Here is a 19,041-nt window from a genome sequence, read left to right as displayed (position 1 = left end):
TTAGGCGTTTTCGGTCAGCAAAAAAGGCTCAAACCATTACGGGACAAAGGGTTAACCTCGATTTATGATTTTCCTTGATATATCTGGGTTTCAGCGATTTTGGGCTTCTCGAAGTAAATCCCAAGCGGGGATTGGAGTTGAGGCTTTTCTCGATTTGTTTTTTGTCTAAGTCTCATTATGTGGACTTCGGTGGAATTATAGAGGAAGAAGGCACATTCTGTGGCTATACCATTCCGACCCGTCTGCGGATTGGATGGTACTTTGGCACTGAGCGGTTTGAGTCAGAGGGTGAGTTTTTCCGAGTCACGATTGATGATGCAATCTATCGGTAGAACGATCGGACATCAATAAAGAAATTACAGCCAACTTTGTAGAATGAAGTACAGCCAAAGTAAGGAGGGACTACGGGTGTGTGGCAAGTGATATGGAATACTGTGCTATCGGAATTCTCCGAGATCACCGATGTGGCTCAAATTATCCGCATCATTTTACGCTTCCTGCTTGCGGCGATCCTTGGTGGTCTACTGGGGTACGATCGGGAGATCAAGGGCAAGGCGGCAGGGTTGCGAACGCATATGCTGGTTTCTTTCGGGGCAGCACTCTTCGTCCTCATTCCTCAACAATCTGGGGCATCGATCGCAGATTTAACTCGTGTGTTGCAGGGCTTGATCGCTGGGGTGGGATTCCTTGGGGCCGGATCGATCATTATAGGAAGGCACCAAGAGGAGGCTAAGGGGATGACCACGGCGGCGGGCATATGGCTAACGGCGGCCATCGGCGTAGCGGCAGGGATGGGGCGAGAAGCGACGGCCATTCTCAGCACTCTCTTAGCCTTGGGAATCTTATCCTTAATTCCCAAGGTCGAACGGTTGTTTGAACGCCGTGGAAGGAGGAGTTAAACGGGGTCGGAGTATTCGGGCGGATAGGGGGTCAGAAACTTCTGTCTAAAATCAAGGAACGCTACGGATGGGCATTGGAAGTGGTCAAGCGGAGCGATGACCAAAAAGGATTTGTCCTGTTACCGAAAAGATGGGTAGTCGAGCGAACCTACGCTTGGTTGGGATGTTTCCGTCGTTTAAGCAAAGATCACGAATATTTACCGACTACCAGCGAGGCGATGATTTATGCGGCGATGGTACATCTAATGTTGAGACGTTTAGCACCCGCCAAGTCGGACTCAACTACTTCCTGATAACTTTTCAAACAGCTTCTTAACCTTGAGTTACATTTTGTATCGTATTCAATCAATTCAATCAATTCATTCAAGAAATCAAACAACCACCTATTACACCTAATATCAGGAAGCCAATTTAACAAGGAGCATATCATGAGTTTAAAAGATAGAGCCAAGGCAACCGCCAAAAATATCGAAGGTAAAATTCAAGAAGCAGTAGGCGATCTGACTGGCGATCCCAAAGCTCAAGCAGAGGGCAAGGAAAAACAGGCAGAGGCAAGAGTTCGTCACACGGTCGAAGATGTGAAGGACGAAGTTAAAAAGATTGTTGATTAGTAGGTCATTTCATTTTAAGTTCTGGACTATGCTACTGAATATGGATTGTCTAGCCAGTATTTTTTTACGCAAGTCCTAAGAACTCTTCATCAAGAAATCGCTTAAAACCGTTAGAACCAGGAACAGTATTCAAGATACAATCAAGATAAAATAAATGAAAGGGAGACAATTATGGTGGATGAACATATTTTAAATGAAATTGAAACCCAGATAGAAAAGGCAACTCTTCAGCTATTTAAACAAGAAGAAGTTTTTGCCAACATTGTTCAACAATGTATCGGGCTAGGCTATGATTTTGCTTCAATTCAGTTGATTCGTTCTGAAGAACAAATTATTGAAGCAGTAAAGGGAACTGACTGGGCTGGAAAAGCTAGGCACTATCTAGAACCTGACCCCAGTTTAAGAGATATTCAAGCCGATATTTGCCAAACTTGCCGAACTGAAGTTATTGCTGGTTGGGATAAACGGGGGCGGTTTGATAAATGGGTTTACGATGATAACAATCACCAGGATCTGATACGGATTTTTACTCCTCTGATTTTAGTGCAGGATGATAAAGGTAAAAATGATCAACAATGGTTTAATGACCTTCGGGGAAATTTTATTAATCACGAGGTTACTGAGAATTGGTTTAAGGAGATTGGACAAAATCAATCTCAAGATAATGGTCAACAGAGTGTTGCGGAAATTTTTCTACCTGAATCCTGTGTAGGCGATGAAGTTAAAGTAATTGGAACAATAGAAGTAGGATATAAGAATCCATTAAAAAAGATTGAAATAGAAGAAGTGATTGATCTAATTAAAAAGGTAGGTGAGTGGGCTTTAAAGATTCGTGAAACTCAACTTCCTTGCGTTTTGGACAAGATTGCTAAAATTGCCATGAAAGCAGTTGAAGCTGATGGAACTAGCCTTCATTTTTTAGAAGGATTGCCACTAAAACCTTATGTTCTGGAAGTCATTTCTGACGGAAGTATCAAGAAAAAACCTTTAGTGATTGAGGCAGATCGCATTCCTTACTCTTACGAAGTTTTTTCTGAATTAATTGGTCGTGACTTTATCAGAAAAAGTCCCCCCAGAAAAGGTGGTCTAGGTCAAAAGGCGATCAAGGATGATCAAGAAAAATTTGTACCAGATTTGTCTCAGGGACAAAATTCCATAACCCTAAAAGATTACGATCAAAAAGCATTTGATCTGGGAATTAAAGCAATTATTATTATTCCCTTAATTGTTGAGCAATATACAGGATGTTTGTATTTTCATTTCAAGAAGGAGAATCCTTTTGACAAAAGGGTAATTAGTTGGCTAAAACTCTTTGATAATCGGGTTGAAGAAGCCATCCGTCATGGGATAACTTACGAACATCAGCGAGACAGATATACTCAACTCAAAGTGCTTCATTCAGTGGCTCAATCTTTGACCAAGAATCTAGATAAAGAGGATTTACTGAACCAGATTGCCTGGAGTACCCTCAATCTACTAGCCGCTGATACTATCACCATTTATAGATACATTGAAGCCAATGATCAATTTCTCTCTCAACCCGCTAGAGCAGGAAGACTAAAGTTTAGCCAACAAGCACAAACAGAAATCGATAGCGAGGATGTACCTGCTAAACTCGTCAAACATGGAAAGAATGTCTATCCTGATGATGTAGCCTGTCAAGAAATATTCAAAGGGTCCTTGTTTGCTAAAAAAGAAAAGATTCAGGCAGCAGCAGGAATTTTGCTGAAAGTCAATGATCAAATTGTCGGCACACTCTTGATCAATTATCGACGACCTCATGTTTTTGAACCTGATGAAAAAATAATTATTGAAACCCTTGCCGCTTCAGCCGCGATCGCTATTATGAATCAGCAATGGCTGGAAAATCGACAGCAATGGTTGAGAGCCTTCAGTGAGATTAATCGCCACATTAAAACCGCTATCGGCTTAGATAATAAACAACTCCCATTAAAAGATGATAAACAACTCCTAAACCTGATTATGCAACGATCTCTGGAATGCACTGGCGCAGACTTAGCAGATATTCGACTTTTTGATTCCGTAAGCCAAGAATTAGTTATGGAGGTTTGGCATCCAGCGAATGCACCAAAGGCTTCTTCGATTCGCACCAAACTGGGAGAGGGCATTACGGGATGGGTGGCTCAACATCGAGTAACCGTTTTACAGAACGATGTTACCAAGGACAGTCGCTACAAACGTTACGATGAACCATCGAATTCGGAGCTATGTGTTCCCATAGTGGATCAAGATCGTCTAGTCGGCGTCATCAACCTAGAAAGCTACCGCAAGGGGGCATTTGACAAAAGAGATGAACAAATGTTAGAAGCTTTGGCAGATCAGGTTGTTATTGCTATTCAAAGCGTGAAAAATAGAGAACAACTGGTTAAAGTGAGGGCTTTAGCTGATCTTGGAACCGTCACCAGTTCCTTGATTCATCGAATAAATAGTGAGGTGGGGGCAATTCGAGTATGGGCAGAAGATATTTACGATGTGGACAATCCCTATAGCGAAGGGAAAGCACTTCGGATTCGAGCTTCAGCAGAACGGATTCTCCAAAAAGCTCAACGGATGCAAGTGTGGATTCAGCAAGAGGATAAATTACCGATTAATATTGCCGAAGTGGTAAAAGAGGCTCTGGCACAAGTCGATGATTTCCCATCTAATATCGTTAAACAAATCAAATTACCTGACAACTTACCGGATATTTCGGTGGGTAAACAGCAATTGACTGATGTTTTTGATAATCTAATCCGCAATGCTGCCAATGCCATGCCAGAAGGGGGAACTTTATCAATTGGGGGTCAACTAATTGATAGTGAGGGAGAAACTTTAATTAAAGTGTGGGTCAAAGATACGGGGATAGGCATTTCCGAAGAAGATCGTGATCTAATCTTTGAGCCTAGCTATAGTATGCCATCTTCAGGACACGGTATGGGAATTGGATTGTGGTTAGCTCAGACCTATATTGAAAGTTTAAAGGGTAATATCACCTTTGACAGTGAAATAGGTAAAGGATCTCAATTCACTATTACCTTACCTATTAATTGAGTAGGGATTCTTTTAACTTCACAGATAAGCATAAGGAGATTGATATGCAAGAGAGGGAATTCAGAATTTTGCTAGTTGAACATAAGCCTGGTTGGAAAGATGATATCCTTGAAGGACGGATTGAAAAAGCTTTAAGTTATATTGAGCAACACGACTCCTGCTATTATACTCTCATAAAAGTTGAGACTTATGAAGACGCACATCAGGCTCTGTCACAAGAAACTCCTTACCACTTACTGATTACTGATATTAGTTTAGGTGGAAAGAGAAAGCCTTCTGAGGAAAATTCTTTTAAGGGAGTTATGCTTCTTAGCCAAGCCAAAGACCTGAATATACCAGCGATCGCAGTTAGCAATTTATCAATCAAGGGTGATAAATTTGACGAATTCTTTGTAGATTATGAAATCAAAGGTTTTTTCGATGAAGCAGATTACTCAAAGGAGTTAAAATTCATCGATAGAATACAAAAAATTTGGAAGACTTGGTATTCTCACCAATCAGGCAAAAAATTGGATGAAATTCATCTGGAAAGCACTAAAAGAAAACCTATTCCCCTTAATACACCGGAGCCAAATATGAACTTTTGCGCCTTATTAATTGGAGTGGCTAACTATCGCCATGTTACTCAACTCACCAAGACCACAAATGATGCCCAAGATTTATATGATGCCTTGATTCGTAATGGCTATTCTCCTAAAAACATGAATATTTTAAAAGATGGATATGCCACCAAAGATATTATTCTTGAACAACTAGGTTTGCTGGCTAACTCTACCGGAGAAGGTGACACGGCAATTGTTTTCTTTTCTGGTCATGGAATGCGTATTGTTGAAGGATCTTCGCAGGTAGAATATTTATGTCCTGTAGATGCTAACTTAGAACAAATTAAAGAAACTTGTATTAGCAGTGAAGAGTTTACAGCTAATTTGCGAAAAATTAAGGCAGATCGTTTAGTTGTTTTTCTGGATAGCTGTCACTCTGGTGGAGTCGGTGAACCCAAAGATGCAAACCTTCAAATCAAAAAAGGTTTATCAGAAAAAACCTACAATCAAATGGCTAATGGAAAAGGGCGAGTTATTATCGCTTCGTGCAAATCTAATGAGGTATCTTGGGAATTTGAGAATTGGGAAAATGGGCTATTTACCCACTATTTACTCGAAGGATTGAATGGTAAAGCAGCCAACAATGACAAGCAAGTTTACATCATGAGTTTATGTGACTATATCTCCAGAAATGTCCCTCAACAACAATCTACTCAACATCCATTTATAAAATTAGCATCCGAAAATTTCGTAATTGCTATAAACCCAGAATTTTCAAAAAAACCACCAAACCAACAAAGAACAACAACCCCAAATAATACTGTAACAAAAGAACAATTACGGAAGCAAATTAAGGATGCTTATACTGACAGTGAATTTGAGACTCTCTGTGGAGATATGGAAGTAGAATATCAGGATTTACTGCAATACAGAACTCTTGATCTACAAAGATTTCATCTAATTGATATTTGTTACCGTCATGGTAAGTACCAAGACTTGGTTGACAAAGTACACAATCGTTCCTATTTTGCCAATCAAGAAACCATAAAGACTAGCTAATGTCTAAGCAGATTATTAACCAATCAATTTTTTTTGGAGTTTAAAAAAATGATTTCATTTCAACAGATTCGTCGCTTTGTTGTCACCATGATTTTAACTATAATGCTGACAATTACCATCGCTTTTGACTTTGGAACTACAAATAGTTGGGCTGGAACTTTACCACCCCAAATTGCGACCATGAATCGAGTCGAGGCAATGACTAAGAATATTGAGGGCAAAGCTCAAGAAGCGATCGGCAACATAACAGGTGATCCCAAAGATCAGATGATGGGAAAAGCCAAGCAGGTCGAAAGTCAGGCTCGTAATACAGCAGAAGATCTCAAAGACAAGATGAAGTTAAAAGGGAGAACAAAAGCAGTAACAAAAAACATTGAAGGCAAAGCTCAAGAGACAATAGGTAAGGCTACTGGTAATCGCAACGATCAAGTTGCTGGAAAAGCTAAGCAAGCCGAAAGCCAAGGTCGCAATGTAGTAGAAGATGTAAAAGATGCGGTTCAAAATATCTTTAATTAAAGATCGATTGAAATCTTTTACTCCGAATCAATTTTCATTACTTTTATCTAAAGGAAAGAGGGAATTATGTTTGATCTCGTTTGGACTGCCGTTGTTATACTTTTCATTCTCTGGTTGTTAGGCTTCTCAGTTCACGTTGGGGGCAGCTTAATTCACCTGCTTTTGGTTTTGGTGCTGATTGGCATTGTCTACAACTTATTTCTGAGGGGACGTATTAGCTAATAATCGTTGTGGCTTGGCTTGCAAGCCAAAAAACTCCGACTCGCAACCAAGCTGTGATGTTTAGCTCAAATTCATTGCCACAGGTTTGCCTACATTATTCTGAAATCAGCAAGAGGAAGCATCATGAGTACTAGAATTGACAACTTCACCAAACAACTCCACGACAATTTAGAAGCGGTTGAAAACAGAGCAAAATCCCTTAAGGAAAGCATTCAATCCGCGATGAAAAAAACTCAAGCTGAGATTCAATCGAAACTCGACGAAGCGAAGGCACAGCTAGACGCTAAGAAACAAGAATTTGATGAGTACAGAGCAAGACTCAAAACTCAATTTGAGGAAAAAGAATCTGAGGTAGAGTCGAATATCGAGGAATGGAGAGCGAGTCGCGAAGTCAAGAAGCTCGAACATCGGGCAGATAAAGCTGAAGACTATGCAGCTACAGCGATCTTGTTAGCGATGGCGATGATGGAAGAGGCTGAAAAAGCAACCTTGGAAGCGATCGCCGCTAGACTAGATGCAGAGGCTGCTGCCGGAACCACAGAAAAGTAAGACCTGATTAAACCAAGCTTTTCGGGGAGTTTTAGCCACCGATATGCGCCTAAACATGGCGTTACCGTGTCGTATCTCAATGTTTACGAAAGAAAGGCAAAACTCAGATCGGCCTGATTAAGCCAGTGCAAATGCTTTCAGCACTATATCAGGATGTAGCGTTAGCTCAAGTTGCCAAAGAGGTTGAGGAAAAGACCATTCAGATGGTTGACGAGGCAAAATGAATACTCGCCACCTCAATTAATCATAAGGGAGAGAAAGAGAATGCCCAGAAGCCACAGAGAACGACATCGTACAGGGCGAATCGGCTGGCTACGGGCTGCAGTTTTGGGTGCAAACGACGGCATTGTCTCAACCGCAAGTCTAATCGTTGGGGTTGCGGCGGCACACACGTCTCGAAGCGAGGTGTTAGTAGCTGGGGTGGCTGGCTTGGTGGCTGGGGCGATGTCAATGGCCGCTGGTGAGTACGTCTCTGTCAGTTCACAAGCCGATACTGAGAAGGCCGATCTCTCGCGGGAACGGAAAGAACTTGATATCGACGAACCATCCGAGCGAGAGGAACTGGCGGCAATCTATGTGGCTCGTGGACTCGATCCGTTGTTAGCCAAACAAGTCGCCGAGCAGTTGATGACTCGTGATGCCTTAGGTGCACACGCCCGGGATGAACTGGGCATCTCCGAGAGCCTGACCGCTCGACCAGTTCAAGCGGCGCTGGCATCGGCAGGTGCGTTTGCCGTCGGTGCAGCCATGCCGCTGCTCACCGTGCTGGTAACACCAGAATCGAGATTGGTACCCGTTGTATTTGGAAACTCTCTGATTTTTCTGACCGCGCTGGGAGTGCTGGCCGCACGCACTGGTGGAGCCCCCGTGATCAAATCGGCCGTTCGAGTCGCCTTTTGGGGTGCGATCGCCATGGGGCTGACCGCAGCCGTGGGTGCCCTGTTCGGAACGGTCGCATGAGAGGGAAACAAGCACAACGGTGTACCGCCACCTAACAAGCATATGTGTATGATAGAGAGAATAAAATGCTTAACGAAACTCATTAGAACTCATTAGATCGGAGAAAGGAGGTCAGTCATGGATCTGGTACAGTTTATGGTAGTTATCATCGTGGTTGGGGTTCTATTGTGGCTCGTGAACAACTACATTCCGATGGACAGCAAGATCAAGCAAATCCTGAACATTGTGGTTGTCATCGCCCTCGTTTTGTGGATTCTTAAGGTGTTCGGATTGCTGAGTTTTCTCAAGGGAATTCGTATCGGTAGGTGAGTGATGTTCTAGACGGAAGGAAAGGTTGAATTATTATGGATCTGATGTCCATCACACTGGTGGTGCGCTGGCTAATAGGCTGGGGATTGATGTGGCGGTTGCCGCGACTTCCAGACCTTTCAGTCGTCGGTTCGCCTAAAGTCTCGGTCTTGATTCCGGCGAGGAATGAAGAGAGTACCCTCCCTAATTTGCTAACAGCCTTAAAGCAGCAAACATTCAAGCCCTACGAAATCATTGTCATCGATGACCAGTCCGCCGATGCTACCCCACAGATCGCCGAACAGGCCGGGGTGAAAGTAGTGCAGACTAGCCCTTTGCCCACAGGTTGGACAGGGAAAAACTGGGCACTCAAAACCGGATATGCAGCCTCATCTGGCGATATTCTCGTCTTTCTCGATGCCGACACTGAGCCAGGGGAGGAGCTGCTCCGCAGGCTGGTGGCAACTGTTCAACACTTAGGTGGTCTGGTCTCAGTTCAGCCCTATCACCGCACTGAACGCCCCTACGAACTGTTAGCGGTTCTGTTCAATCTCGTCGGCTTGATGGCCGTCAAACTGGGAGCAAGAGGTGGTGTGGCTTTTGGACCAGCTATGGCTACCAGCAAGGATGACTATGAGCGGGTCGGCGGCCACGACGCTGTGGCAGGATATGTTGTAGAAGACTGGTTCATGGCTCATATTTATGAGAGTGCGGGACTGCCAGCAAGTGCCTACATTGGTCATGGCCAACTGGACTATCGGATGTACCCCGGCGGGCTGCGGGACCTGGTTGTTGGTTTCGACAAAAACTTTGCAACGGCAGCAGGGGAAGTCTCTTGGCTGCGGATGCTGGCGGTTGTGTTCTGGCTTTCAGGGCTGTTCTGGGCGGCTTGGTGTCTGCCCGCATCCCTATTCGGCTGGCCGATTGTCGGGAATTCATCCTTACTATATAACGTACTGCTTTATCTTGCCTTCGCCATACAGTTAGCCATAATTGTATGGCCAGTGGGTTCATTCGGAGCAATCGTCTTTTTCTTCCCCATTCCGGTTGCCTTCTTCATTGCAGTGTTCCTGCTGGCAATTCTGAATCTCGAACGTGGTCAAATCGAATGGAAAGGACGAAGGATAAGTACCCGATGGCAAGGTGAATGAATGAGATTGTCTATACTACAGTTACCGGATGGGGTAATCGTCGGGCTGTGTGTGGTCGGTTGGACAGCCTGGTCACTTTTGATCGGTTTTGTCGGTCATCGACTTCCCCTGAAATTCCTAGAAACGGACACCTGCCTGACCCGGCCACGACCTTGGGGGGAAGATAGACAATGGTACAATCGGGTACTGCGGATCAAGCGATGGAAGGATCGGTTGCCAGAAGCAGGGGATTTCTTCCCAGGAGGTTTTCGCAAAACATCCGTTGGCGGTGGGGACTGTGCCGTAATGTCCCGTTTTTTGGCTGAAACCCGTCGCGCGGAATACGTTCACATCGCCATCTGGCTGTTTTGGTTAGTGACGATGCTCTGGACTCCTGGCTGGGGTGTGCTGGTAAACCTCGCCGTGGGAACAGCCTTCAACCTGCCTTGTTTGTGGGTGCAGCGTTACAATCGGCTTCGGCTCCAGCATCTGCTCGTATTGAAAGGACAGGGAAAAACGATATGCTAAAGTATGAGCTTGGCTGTGAATTAACCTACAGCATTGAGCAAGCAAGCACTCTAATTCTTAATGTTGCTATTGTCAGCAACAACCATCAGATTATTGTTCAGGAAGACCTCCATTCTAACTCTCAACGGTCGATTGAGGAATACATCACTTCTGTCAGTGGAAACCGATACTTTCGACTCAATGCCCTTCCTGGCAATTTGCAAATTTCCTATCGAGCAACCGTTGGCTTATCTCCTTATTATTCAGACCCCAGTACGATTTTTGAAGTAAAGCCAGCCGATTTACCCCTCGATATCTTGTACTATCTTTATCCGAGTCGTTACTGTCAGTCAGATCGATTATTGCGCTTTGTCGCGGCTGAATTTGGCCATTTAGTCCCTGGTTATTCCAGGGTGACAGCTATCTGTAACTGGATTTATGACAATGTTTTGTATCTCTCTGGTAGCAGTGATTCTTTAACTTCTGCTTGCGATACAGCGATAGAAAGGGTAGGCGTTTGCCGTGATTTTGCCCATTTAGGTATTGCTTTTTGTCGGGCCTTGAATATTCCAGCACGCTTTGTTTCCGGCTACGCCTATGGTTTAAATCCCCCCGATTTTCATGCCTGGTTTGAGGCTTATCTAGGGGATCGCTGGTATCTTTTCGATCCTACCCGCCTTGTGCCTCAGAGCGGGCTAATTCGCGTTGGCACAGGACGAGATGCAGCCGATGTTTCTTTTGCCACTATTTTTGGTCCGGTACAAATGAATCAGATGAGGCTTTTTATGGACTACTTACCCGATGCCAAGCCGATTTCCGAGAATATTTTGATACCGACAACAGAGGCGATCGCCATCTCTTGAGCGTACCCCAGTCAGGTATTCTATTATCGAAAATTTGGGTTGAAAACCCCGTCCTTTGAGGACGGCTTTAAGCTACAATGGAAAAAGCGATAACCAAGCTAAAAACTGAACCCTGACCACAGATAGTAGGGGGTTTCGTTCAGAAAAGATTTCAAATTCGGCCTTGAACGAGTAAAACTTTCTAGGAAATAAGGTTGAACATGAGATTTTTTCGACTTGTTCAAAGTGGCCGTCCGGCATTCGGACACTCAAAACGGACGGGTCGAAAGTGTCAGACTTAAGCAATTAAGCGTTTTTCGCTATCTGCGTCAACCCCATTGACGCGACCATCCTAAAAAAGTAGCGTGGTGAGGATGTCAATAACATTGTCTTTGAAAAACCCATTTTAGGAGTTGCCCATGTCATCCTCATCCCTACCCATTAAACTGGCTGTACTGGTTGTCATCATTGGTGAAACCGTCTTGCAAGACCGCATGATCAAGCTGCTGCAAGAGTTAGGCGTAACTGGCTATACCCTCTCGCAAGCCCAGGGCGCAGGTCGCCACGGCAACCGCCAGGGAGATATGGTCGGTTATAACACCAATATTGAGATCAAAACCGTTGTCTCGCAGGAAGTCTCGGAGGCGATCTTCTCTGGTCTCGTCGAGTATCAAGCTAATCATGCCTTAATCGCTTTCCGACAAAATGTCGAAGCGTTGACTGGGTTTGAGATAATTTAATTCGTCACTAACCCCGCCCTAAAAGGGACGGGGCTTGCCTAGACCAATTTAGGCGACGCAAGTAGAGACTACCGCATCGAGACACAATCTGGCCCAGACCTCCGAATACTTCCCTAGTTCGGATTCCCTCTCAGCTCTATTGGTAAAGCGTTGTTATACCAATTCTCCAAAGTCTGACTACAGAAGTTTAATCCCCCTAAATCCCCCTTAAAAAGGGTGACTTAAATTCGATGTGTAGTTTTCATTTAGAGAAATGGTATTAGACAAGACATCTTGATTGTGTTGCGGGAAGGGATCTTAACTTTACTCTTAAGGATTATCTCCATAGCAAGAGTTCCTGTTATCTCAAAAGACGGAAAGTCGTTAATGCCCACCAGACCCAGTCGGGCCAGACGGTGGATTAAGGAAGGAAAAGCTATCGGTAAATTCAACGACTTAGATATTTTCTATGTCCAGCTAACCACTGAACCTTCCGATAACAAAACCCAACCGATTGCTATTGGTATTGACCCGGGTAAATTATTCTCTGGAATTGGCGTTCAATCCTCCCTTTTTACGCTTTGGAAGGCTCACTTAGAACTTCCTTTTAAGCGAGTAAGAGAGTGCCTAGAAAATCGATGCTTAATGCGAAGAGGACGTAGAAAAAGACGGATTAACCGCCAACTTCCCTTTAATCTAAGAGCGCATCGACAAAAACGATTTTCAAATAGAAGACAAGGAAAATTATCCCCCTCAATTAGAGCTAATCGTCAACTCGAACTTCGAGTCGTTTCTGAACTAACCAAAATCTATCCAATTACCGATATTTACTTTGAGTACATCAAAGCCGATATTGATTTAACTTCCAGTAGAAAAGGAGCTAAGTCGGGAAAAGGTTTCTCGTCGGTTATGGTCGGACAGAAATGGGCTATTGAGCAACTATCTCAATTGGCAACAGTCCATACTCGCTTTGGTTGGCAAACCTCTAATCTTAGAAAACATTTGCGACTAGAAAAGTCCAAAAATAAAGCAGAACAATCACCAGAAAGTCATGCTAACGATGGAATTGCTCTTGCCTGTTTTCAGTTTTTAGATTATTGGCCATTTCATGCTTCTAATAGTCATGGATACGATTGGAAGGGTTCTGTTAAAGTAACGAACGCTCCCTTTGCTGTCATCAAACGTCCTCCTATTAGTCGTCGTCAACTTCACCTGATGGTTTTTTCTAAAGGTGGTAAACGACGTAAATATGGTGGCTCTACCACAAGACATGGGTTCCGTAAAGGAGATTTAGTTTCTTCTCCCAAAGGGATTGGTTATGTAAGTGGAGATACCGAAAAACAGCTATCTGTAAGCGATACCAATGGTCAACGATTGGGACAGATAGCTGTTAGTAAGATTCAGTTAATTCGTCGTTCTAACGGTTTAATTGTTTCTCGCTAACTCATATAAAGCTGCCCTCCGCTATCGCTAAAGGGCGGGGTTTCAGACCCATTTTTTCGATGAAAGATAACACCCCCAGAGTAACAAGTCTCAAATCTTATCTTCAGCATTTGCCTCAAAATGCGTCGGAAGCTATTGTTAGCACCAACTTTGCACCTTACCTGATATCATATTTAGGATTTTCAGACAAGGAGAGAATTCCACAGTACGACACGGGAGGCGGTGGGATTACCGACTTTGCCACTCGGAGAAACCTAGAAAACGATATTTTTCTGCATACAAAGAGTAATCCTTTTCTGCTGATAGAGTTAAAGGGTAGAGAGATTAACCTAACTGAAAATAGTCCAAGTTATAAGGCAACTGTCAATCAGTTAAAGCGTCAGTTATTAGGGAATAACTGTCAAGCAGCCCAATGGGGAATTATCACTAATAGTTCACACATCCAGTTATTTAGAAAACATGGTAAAACCATTTTTCCTGCCACTACTTGCATAGAGCTAACTCCTGATAACATTGATGATACTATAGCTCTGATCAAAACAAAAATTGACAGCACTCCCAAAGCATTAACGGTTACTGTTTACAACAATAAAGGCGGTGTAGGCAAAACCACCACAACCATAAATCTTGCGGCTATTCTTGCTTTTTTAGGTAAAAAAGTTCTAGTTTTAGACTTTGATTTTAATCAACGAGATTTAACTAGCTCTCTCCTAAATATAAAACCACAAAATGGACTACTAGAAGAGGCTTTAACTGATAAGAATATTGATCTAAAATCAGTGATTATTCCTTATATTTTTAAGAATCCAAAACTCCAAATTACCTTCGATGTTGTTCCTGCTGATCCTAAAATAGCAGGGCTGACGGAATTTGAATATCATTCTAAAATGAAAATATCCACTCTCCATAGAAAATTAGACTTAGCTAGATATGAATATGATTACATTTTTATAGATGCAGCTCCCAATTGGCGATTTACTAGCCAGCTGGCTGTTTATGCTGCCGATGTTGTCCTCTTACCCACAAAACATAACAATTCATTCTCCCTTAATAATGCAGCCACTGCCATCAAGGAGTTTCTGCCGGAAATGCAAAAATCAAAAAAAGATGGGACTCCCATAGCCTTACCAATTTTTTTCAACGGTGAGAAGATTACTCAACCACAGTTACAGCTTGCCCAAAAAGAAATTAATCAAATACTAAAAAATGACAAAAACCTTGTACCCTATTTTTATCCCAAACTCGCTCCTGCCAAAAAAGATTTACATATTCACCACCTGCCAGAATACGCTATTATAGCCAGTGCTGCTTTCGCTCGCGTGCCGGCCGTTTATAAACATATTTCCGTTTATTACTACTACGAAGACTTAGCAAAGGAGTATTTTTTACAATGATGGAATATACCGATATTGGTACTTTGAAGTATCTCTACTTAGATGAAATAGAAATTACCAATGGGACCGATGCTGATAGTTTTTTAATTGAAGTTGCCGCTAAACTATTACAGCAGACAGGTGGACGCAATTGGCTGCCTGTAATCGTCAAAGAACTATCAGAGGATCGCTATGAAGTTATCGGCAACTCATTTGTTTATGCTGTGGCTGAAAGGGCTGGACTAGAAAGAATTTGGTGTATTATTGCCGATGGAACAGAAGATGCTAGGAATATATCCAGAGTTTTGGCAAGAGAAGAAACCCCAAAACTAAATCTGTCAACAGCTTCAAGAGAAGAAATTAAATCTGCTTTACAGTTCTTAATTGAACAACCGAATAGCCCCCTAAAAACAGTTAAATTAGCTACTGCTACTGCTAGGATTGATGAGGCTCCCCGTCAATTCTGGAAGAGTTTAGACTCAATTGTTGCCCTCAAGTGTGGAATTACAAAAGGGAAGGGATTAGATTTACTCAAAACTGTCTTTTATCTCACTCCTCAAGATGCAGTGATTGAGGAGTTTTCAGAAGAAACTCTCAAACTCAAGACTGTTTCCGAATTAAAGACTCTAGCCAAAGAAAAAGGAATCGTTGGTTTAAGCAAGATGAAGAAAGCAGAGCTAGTCAGAATATTAGCGCAATCAGAAAAAGGAGTATGAATTATGAATTAGGAAGTGGGGAAGTGGGAAGTGGGAAGAAAAAAGCTGCCTCCTGTCTCCTGTCTCCTGACCTACCCTTTCAGCAATAAATCGCTAATTTCCGACTGACAATGACCAATTAAACGATTAAGGGCTTTTTTTCCTTGTTTACCTTGATAATCTGAGCGATCGCTCTCAGTAATTCGGTAGGGACGACCGATCGCCACCTTGACGCGATGATAAAATACAACGGGATGCCAACCATCTTGATCGAATAAAGGTTCCGTGCTATCTAATAAGCGCAGCAAACGCACGGGAAAAGGACTAATAGCAGTTTCCGACTCGGAGAGAATAGCCACAGGTAAGACCGATAGATTCTCCACGGGACAAAGCAGAGCTAAATGGGCAAATCCGCTTTGAAAACGGCTAATTTGACGAGGAGGAGTCAAATTTAACATCGGCGATCCACCTTCTGGAAATAAACCGATCCATCGTCCGGACTGTAAAAAATCCGTTGCTTGCCGAAAAAAAGTCCAGTGGCGTTTTTCAGGGGTATCAAAGGGAAAACAGCCCAATTCTCCGATTAATTCCCGCAAAAGAGGCGTTTTTCCCATGTAGTGATGACAGGCGATCGGGAGAGTTTTGCCCAAAGCTTGAATTAAAATCGGCGCATCCAAAAAGCTACGATGGTTACTTACCACGATCGCCACTCCTTGGCTGGGTAGATTTTCTTGACCGACAGTAAACAGACTCGTGCGTGTGGTATCAAGAATTAAACGAGAGGTAGATAGGGGGGTAAGCAGCTTCATGGGAAAAAAAAATCGGCCTTAAGATTGTTTTTATTGACTTAGATCACAACTAAAGGATAAAACAGAATTAGAGGATCATAAAATATAGGGATTATGTCCCAATCATCTACGGATCAGCCTCGGGGCAGCCTCGTCTATTTAAAAAAATAAATTTCATGAATGATTTGAATGAGCGAAAAACATTTGCTTTAACAACACCTCTTTATTATGTCAACGATATCCCTCACATCGGTAGTGCTTACACGACGATCGTAGCGGATGTTATGGCGCGATGGCAGCGGTTACAGGGCAATTCTGTTCTCTTAATTACAGGAACCGACGAACACGGACAGAAAATCGAACGGACTGCGGCAGCCAAAGGACTCAATCCCCAGGAACATTGCGATCGCATAGCCACCAGTTTTGCCAATCTCTGGGCAAAGCTACACATCCAGTATGACCGCTTTAGTCGCACCACTGCCCCCCGTCATCAGGCAATTGTTAACGAATTTTTTGAAAGAGTCTGGGAAAAAGGCGATATCTATCTCGATCGCCAACAGGGTTGGTATTGCGTCGCCTGTGAAGAATTTAAGGAAAAAAGAGAACTGTTAGATAATGGCTGTTGTCCCATTCATACTAATCTGGCCGCCGAATGGCGCGATGAGGAAAACTATTTTTTCCGTCTCTCTAAGTATCAGGCACAACTAGAACAATTTTACCAAGAACAACCCGATTTTATTCAACCGGAAAGCCGACGTAATGAGGTTCTCAACTTCGTCAACCAAGGACTACAGGACTTCTCCATCTCTAGGGTTAATGTCGCTTGGGGGTTTCCCATTCCCCACGATGGTCAGCATACCATCTACGTTTGGTTTGATGCCCTTCTTGGCTATGTTACCGCCCTTCTCGACCCCGAAGACGAACCCACCCTAGAAAATGCCTTGGCCAAATGGTGGCCGATCGATCTGCATCTGATCGGTAAAGATATATTAAGATTCCATGCCATTTATTGGCCGGCTATGCTAATGTCGGCCGGTTTACCCTTGCCCAAAAGAGTGTTCGGCCATGGCTTTTTGACCAAAGACGGGCGGAAAATGGGCAAAAGTCTCGGTAATACCCTCGATCCCTTCGATTTGGTTGAGCGCTATGGGGCCGATGCCGTCCGTTACTATTTCGTCAAAGAGATTGAATTAGGACAGGATGGCGATTTTCAGGAAACCAGATTTGTTAATATTCTTAACGCAGATTTAGCCAACGATTTAGGCAACCTCCTCAATCGCACCCTAGGCATGGTTAAAAAATACTGCCAAAATATCCCCCCCCAGTTGACTGGCGTAGATATCCCGAACGATAATCGTCTTAAGAATATGGGGATCAATCTAGGGGTAATTGTTGAACAGAAGTATGATGCGCTACAATTTAATCAAGCCTGTGAGGAAATATTGGCGTTAATTCGCGCTAGTAACAAGTTTATCGATGAGAGTGCGCCCTGGAGTTTATTTAAACAGAAACAACAAGCAGCGGTAGAACAAGTCCTCTACGCAGTTTTGGAATCAGTAAGACTCTCTGCCTACCTACTCTCACCGATAATACCGACCTTGAGCAGTAAAATTTATCAACAACTAGGTTTTGTTATTGATTTTAATACTTTCAGGTCGGAGGATGGGGAAAACTCCCCTGATGGTGTCTCTTTTTCCCAACACTGTCAATGGGGATTACCCACAAATCCACAACTAGGAACACCTGAACCGATATTTTCTAAACTAGAACTGCCTTTAAACGATTCCTAAAGGAATTTTTTAATAACTCTATTTTTTCAGGTCTATTGTCCTTTCGGATACAACTGGCAAACAATCAACACTAAACTTTTAACAAACGAGGAAAAATAAAATGTTTGATGATTATGACACGGCCCCAGTCTTCACCCCCGAACAAGTGCTAGAAAATCGCGGTCGTGTGGCGATTTTCATCGATGGTTCTAATTTATTTTATGCGGCTCTGCAATTAGGTATCGAAATTGATTACACCAAATTACTTTGTCGTTTAACTGCCGGTTCTCGTCTCTTGCGGGCCTTCTTTTATACTGGAGTTGATCGCACTAACGAAAAACAGCAGGGATTCCTCCTCTGGATGCGTCGCAACGGTTATCGAGTCATCGCTAAAGATCTAGTACAATTGCCCGATGGTTCCAAAAAAGCCAATCTCGACGTGGAAATCGCCGTAGATTTAATGGCCCTAGTGGGTTCCTATGATACCGCAGTCATTGTCAGTGGTGATGGGGATTTGGCCTATGCTGCCGATTCCGTCAGTTACCGCGGTGCGCGAGTGGAAGTGGTTAGTTTGCGATCGATGACCAGTGATAGTTTAATTAATGTAGCCGATCGCTATGTTGATCTAGATCAAATCAAAGAAGAAATTCAAAAAACCAGCAAGCATCACGTTGGTTATAATAACTTCCCCGTCAGCGTCTTAGACCAAGATCGGAGCAGTCGCTAGAAAAATTCCGCAAAAATCAAGTTTAAGGTGGGTAATTCCCACCTTTTTCAGTTATCAGTTATCAGTTATCAGTTATCAGTTAGCAGTTAGCAGTTAGCAGTTATCAGTGATACTATAGTCATTTCAATTAAGATTGAGAATATCAATGCCAGAGTTCATAAGGGTTTAACTGGTCTAGAGTGTATCAGACTTATCTGAAATGACTATAAATAGACATCTCCAAAAATTATAACCCAGTCACAGCTTGCTTTTGTTCTATGTACTAACCAAGCAGTTCGATAGCTGGAATGTATATCTATCGTTGCTAATTCAATTTTACTTAAAAAATATGAGGCAATTAAAATAATTTTT

Annotated in this window: 19 protein-coding genes and 1 pseudogene; 19 read left to right on the top strand and 1 reads right to left on the bottom strand. The window is 43.0% G+C overall.

Annotation, left to right across the window (positions count from 1 at the left end; translation table 11 throughout):
* The first annotated feature begins 410 nt into the window (after positions 1–410).
* From IM473_RS18350 to IM473_RS18275, 17 genes and pseudogenes are all read left to right on the top strand, one after another.
* Complete coding sequence (locus IM473_RS18350; RefSeq protein WP_004159254.1) at positions 411–899, top strand: MgtC/SapB family protein; 489 nt, start codon at positions 411–413, stop codon at positions 897–899.
* 65 nt (positions 900–964) lie between these two features.
* Positions 965–1,192 (top strand): annotated as a pseudogene (locus IM473_RS18345) (transposase); the annotation flags it as partial.
* Between the two features lie 135 nt (positions 1,193–1,327).
* The gene (locus IM473_RS18340; protein ID WP_016515440.1) at positions 1,328–1,510 is read left to right on the top strand and encodes a CsbD family protein; all 183 of its coding nucleotides are present in this window, start codon (positions 1,328–1,330) and stop codon (positions 1,508–1,510) included.
* Positions 1,511–1,681: 171 nt separating this feature from the next.
* Positions 1,682–4,561 (top strand): GAF domain-containing protein, encoded by a 2,880-nt coding sequence (locus IM473_RS18335; protein ID WP_287660567.1) that lies wholly within the window; start codon positions 1,682–1,684, stop codon positions 4,559–4,561.
* Positions 4,562–4,605: 44 nt separating this feature from the next.
* On the top strand, positions 4,606–6,162 hold the full coding sequence (locus tag IM473_RS18330) for a caspase family protein (RefSeq protein WP_287660566.1): 1,557 nt from the start codon (positions 4,606–4,608) through the stop codon (positions 6,160–6,162).
* Between the two features lie 48 nt (positions 6,163–6,210).
* Positions 6,211–6,678 carry a CsbD family protein gene (locus IM473_RS18325; protein WP_287660565.1) on the top strand — a complete coding sequence of 156 codons (468 nt, stop codon included), beginning with the start codon at positions 6,211–6,213 and terminating at the stop codon, positions 6,676–6,678.
* Between the two features lie 66 nt (positions 6,679–6,744).
* Positions 6,745–6,900 carry a lmo0937 family membrane protein gene (locus IM473_RS18320; RefSeq protein WP_016515444.1) on the top strand — a complete coding sequence of 52 codons (156 nt, stop codon included), beginning with the start codon at positions 6,745–6,747 and terminating at the stop codon, positions 6,898–6,900.
* 123 nt (positions 6,901–7,023) lie between these two features.
* Positions 7,024–7,449 (top strand): hypothetical protein, encoded by a 426-nt coding sequence (locus tag IM473_RS18315; RefSeq protein ID WP_016515445.1) that lies wholly within the window; start codon positions 7,024–7,026, stop codon positions 7,447–7,449.
* Between the two features lie 264 nt (positions 7,450–7,713).
* A complete protein-coding gene (locus IM473_RS18310; protein ID WP_287660564.1) occupies positions 7,714–8,409 on the top strand; it encodes a VIT1/CCC1 transporter family protein in 696 nt (231 codons plus the stop codon).
* A 117-nt stretch (positions 8,410–8,526) separates the two neighbouring features.
* Entirely contained in the window at positions 8,527–8,718 is a 192-nt protein-coding gene (locus tag IM473_RS22615) for a Thivi_2564 family membrane protein (RefSeq protein ID WP_016515447.1), read from the top strand.
* Positions 8,719–8,753: 35 nt separating this feature from the next.
* Entirely contained in the window at positions 8,754–9,848 is a 1,095-nt protein-coding gene (locus IM473_RS18305; RefSeq protein WP_287660562.1) for a glycosyltransferase family 2 protein, read from the top strand.
* Positions 9,849–10,355 carry a glycosyl-4,4'-diaponeurosporenoate acyltransferase CrtO family protein gene (locus IM473_RS18300; protein WP_002799014.1) on the top strand — a complete coding sequence of 169 codons (507 nt, stop codon included), beginning with the start codon at positions 9,849–9,851 and terminating at the stop codon, positions 10,353–10,355. It abuts the gene before it with no gap.
* Positions 10,349–11,197 (top strand): transglutaminase-like domain-containing protein, encoded by an 849-nt coding sequence (locus IM473_RS18295; RefSeq protein WP_287660561.1) that lies wholly within the window; start codon positions 10,349–10,351, stop codon positions 11,195–11,197. The genes IM473_RS18300 and IM473_RS18295 overlap by 7 nt, the downstream gene beginning before the upstream one ends.
* Positions 11,198–11,595: 398 nt before the next feature.
* Positions 11,596–11,916 (top strand): P-II family nitrogen regulator, encoded by a 321-nt coding sequence (locus IM473_RS18290; protein ID WP_008206554.1) that lies wholly within the window; start codon positions 11,596–11,598, stop codon positions 11,914–11,916.
* A gap of 324 nt (positions 11,917–12,240) precedes the next feature.
* Positions 12,241–13,338, top strand: coding sequence for an RRXRR domain-containing protein (locus IM473_RS18285; RefSeq protein ID WP_287690547.1), 1,098 nt, complete (start codon positions 12,241–12,243; stop codon positions 13,336–13,338).
* A gap of 59 nt (positions 13,339–13,397) precedes the next feature.
* Positions 13,398–14,732 carry a ParA family protein gene (locus tag IM473_RS18280; RefSeq protein ID WP_287660176.1) on the top strand — a complete coding sequence of 445 codons (1,335 nt, stop codon included), beginning with the start codon at positions 13,398–13,400 and terminating at the stop codon, positions 14,730–14,732.
* On the top strand, positions 14,729–15,427 hold the full coding sequence (locus IM473_RS18275) for a Rho termination factor N-terminal domain-containing protein (protein WP_287660175.1): 699 nt from the start codon (positions 14,729–14,731) through the stop codon (positions 15,425–15,427). The genes IM473_RS18280 and IM473_RS18275 overlap by 4 nt, the downstream gene beginning before the upstream one ends.
* A gap of 71 nt (positions 15,428–15,498) precedes the next feature.
* Here IM473_RS18275 and IM473_RS18270 read toward each other — a convergent pair whose 3' ends face one another.
* The gene (locus IM473_RS18270; RefSeq protein ID WP_287660174.1) at positions 15,499–16,215 is read right to left on the bottom strand and encodes a lysophospholipid acyltransferase family protein; all 717 of its coding nucleotides are present in this window, start codon (positions 16,213–16,215) and stop codon (positions 15,499–15,501) included.
* Between the two features lie 155 nt (positions 16,216–16,370).
* Here IM473_RS18270 and metG point away from each other — a divergent pair, with 155 nt between their 5' ends.
* Positions 16,371–17,984, top strand: coding sequence for a methionine--tRNA ligase (metG, locus tag IM473_RS18265; protein ID WP_287660173.1), 1,614 nt, complete (start codon positions 16,371–16,373; stop codon positions 17,982–17,984).
* A 100-nt stretch (positions 17,985–18,084) separates the two neighbouring features.
* Entirely contained in the window at positions 18,085–18,690 is a 606-nt protein-coding gene (locus IM473_RS18260) for a LabA-like NYN domain-containing protein (protein ID WP_002739868.1), read from the top strand.
* Positions 18,691–19,041 lie beyond the last annotated feature (351 nt).

The sequence above is a fragment of the Microcystis sp. M015S2 genome, from assembly GCF_020245945.1.
Classification (GTDB): domain Bacteria; phylum Cyanobacteriota; class Cyanobacteriia; order Cyanobacteriales; family Microcystaceae; genus Microcystis.
The sequence above is the reverse complement of the archived record's forward strand: the minus strand, read 5'-3'. Positions and strand labels throughout refer to the sequence as shown.

Excerpts from the sequence above, each read along its gene's own strand:
- IM473_RS18340 (WP_016515440.1), top strand. The coding sequence starts at position 1,328 with ATGAGTTTAAAAGATAGAGCCAAGGCAACCGCCAAAAATATCGAAGGT.
- IM473_RS18335 (WP_287660567.1), top strand. The coding sequence starts at position 1,682 with ATGGTGGATGAACATATTTTAAATGAAATTGAAACCCAGATAGAAAAG.
- IM473_RS18330 (WP_287660566.1), top strand. The coding sequence starts at position 4,606 with ATGCAAGAGAGGGAATTCAGAATTTTGCTAGTTGAACATAAGCCTGGT.
- IM473_RS18325 (WP_287660565.1), top strand. The coding sequence starts at position 6,211 with ATGATTTCATTTCAACAGATTCGTCGCTTTGTTGTCACCATGATTTTA.
- IM473_RS18320 (WP_016515444.1), top strand. The coding sequence starts at position 6,745 with ATGTTTGATCTCGTTTGGACTGCCGTTGTTATACTTTTCATTCTCTGG.
- IM473_RS18315 (WP_016515445.1), top strand. The coding sequence starts at position 7,024 with ATGAGTACTAGAATTGACAACTTCACCAAACAACTCCACGACAATTTA.
- IM473_RS18310 (WP_287660564.1), top strand. The coding sequence starts at position 7,714 with ATGCCCAGAAGCCACAGAGAACGACATCGTACAGGGCGAATCGGCTGG.
- IM473_RS22615 (WP_016515447.1), top strand. The coding sequence starts at position 8,527 with ATGGATCTGGTACAGTTTATGGTAGTTATCATCGTGGTTGGGGTTCTA.
- IM473_RS18305 (WP_287660562.1), top strand. The coding sequence starts at position 8,754 with ATGGATCTGATGTCCATCACACTGGTGGTGCGCTGGCTAATAGGCTGG.
- IM473_RS18300 (WP_002799014.1), top strand. The coding sequence starts at position 9,849 with ATGAGATTGTCTATACTACAGTTACCGGATGGGGTAATCGTCGGGCTG.
- IM473_RS18295 (WP_287660561.1), top strand. The coding sequence starts at position 10,349 with ATGCTAAAGTATGAGCTTGGCTGTGAATTAACCTACAGCATTGAGCAA.
- IM473_RS18290 (WP_008206554.1), top strand. The coding sequence starts at position 11,596 with ATGTCATCCTCATCCCTACCCATTAAACTGGCTGTACTGGTTGTCATC.
- IM473_RS18280 (WP_287660176.1), top strand. The coding sequence starts at position 13,398 with ATGAAAGATAACACCCCCAGAGTAACAAGTCTCAAATCTTATCTTCAG.
- IM473_RS18275 (WP_287660175.1), top strand. The coding sequence starts at position 14,729 with ATGATGGAATATACCGATATTGGTACTTTGAAGTATCTCTACTTAGAT.
- IM473_RS18270 (WP_287660174.1), bottom strand. The coding sequence starts at position 16,215 with ATGAAGCTGCTTACCCCCCTATCTACCTCTCGTTTAATTCTTGATACC.
- metG (WP_287660173.1), top strand. The coding sequence starts at position 16,371 with ATGAATGATTTGAATGAGCGAAAAACATTTGCTTTAACAACACCTCTT.
- IM473_RS18260 (WP_002739868.1), top strand. The coding sequence starts at position 18,085 with ATGTTTGATGATTATGACACGGCCCCAGTCTTCACCCCCGAACAAGTG.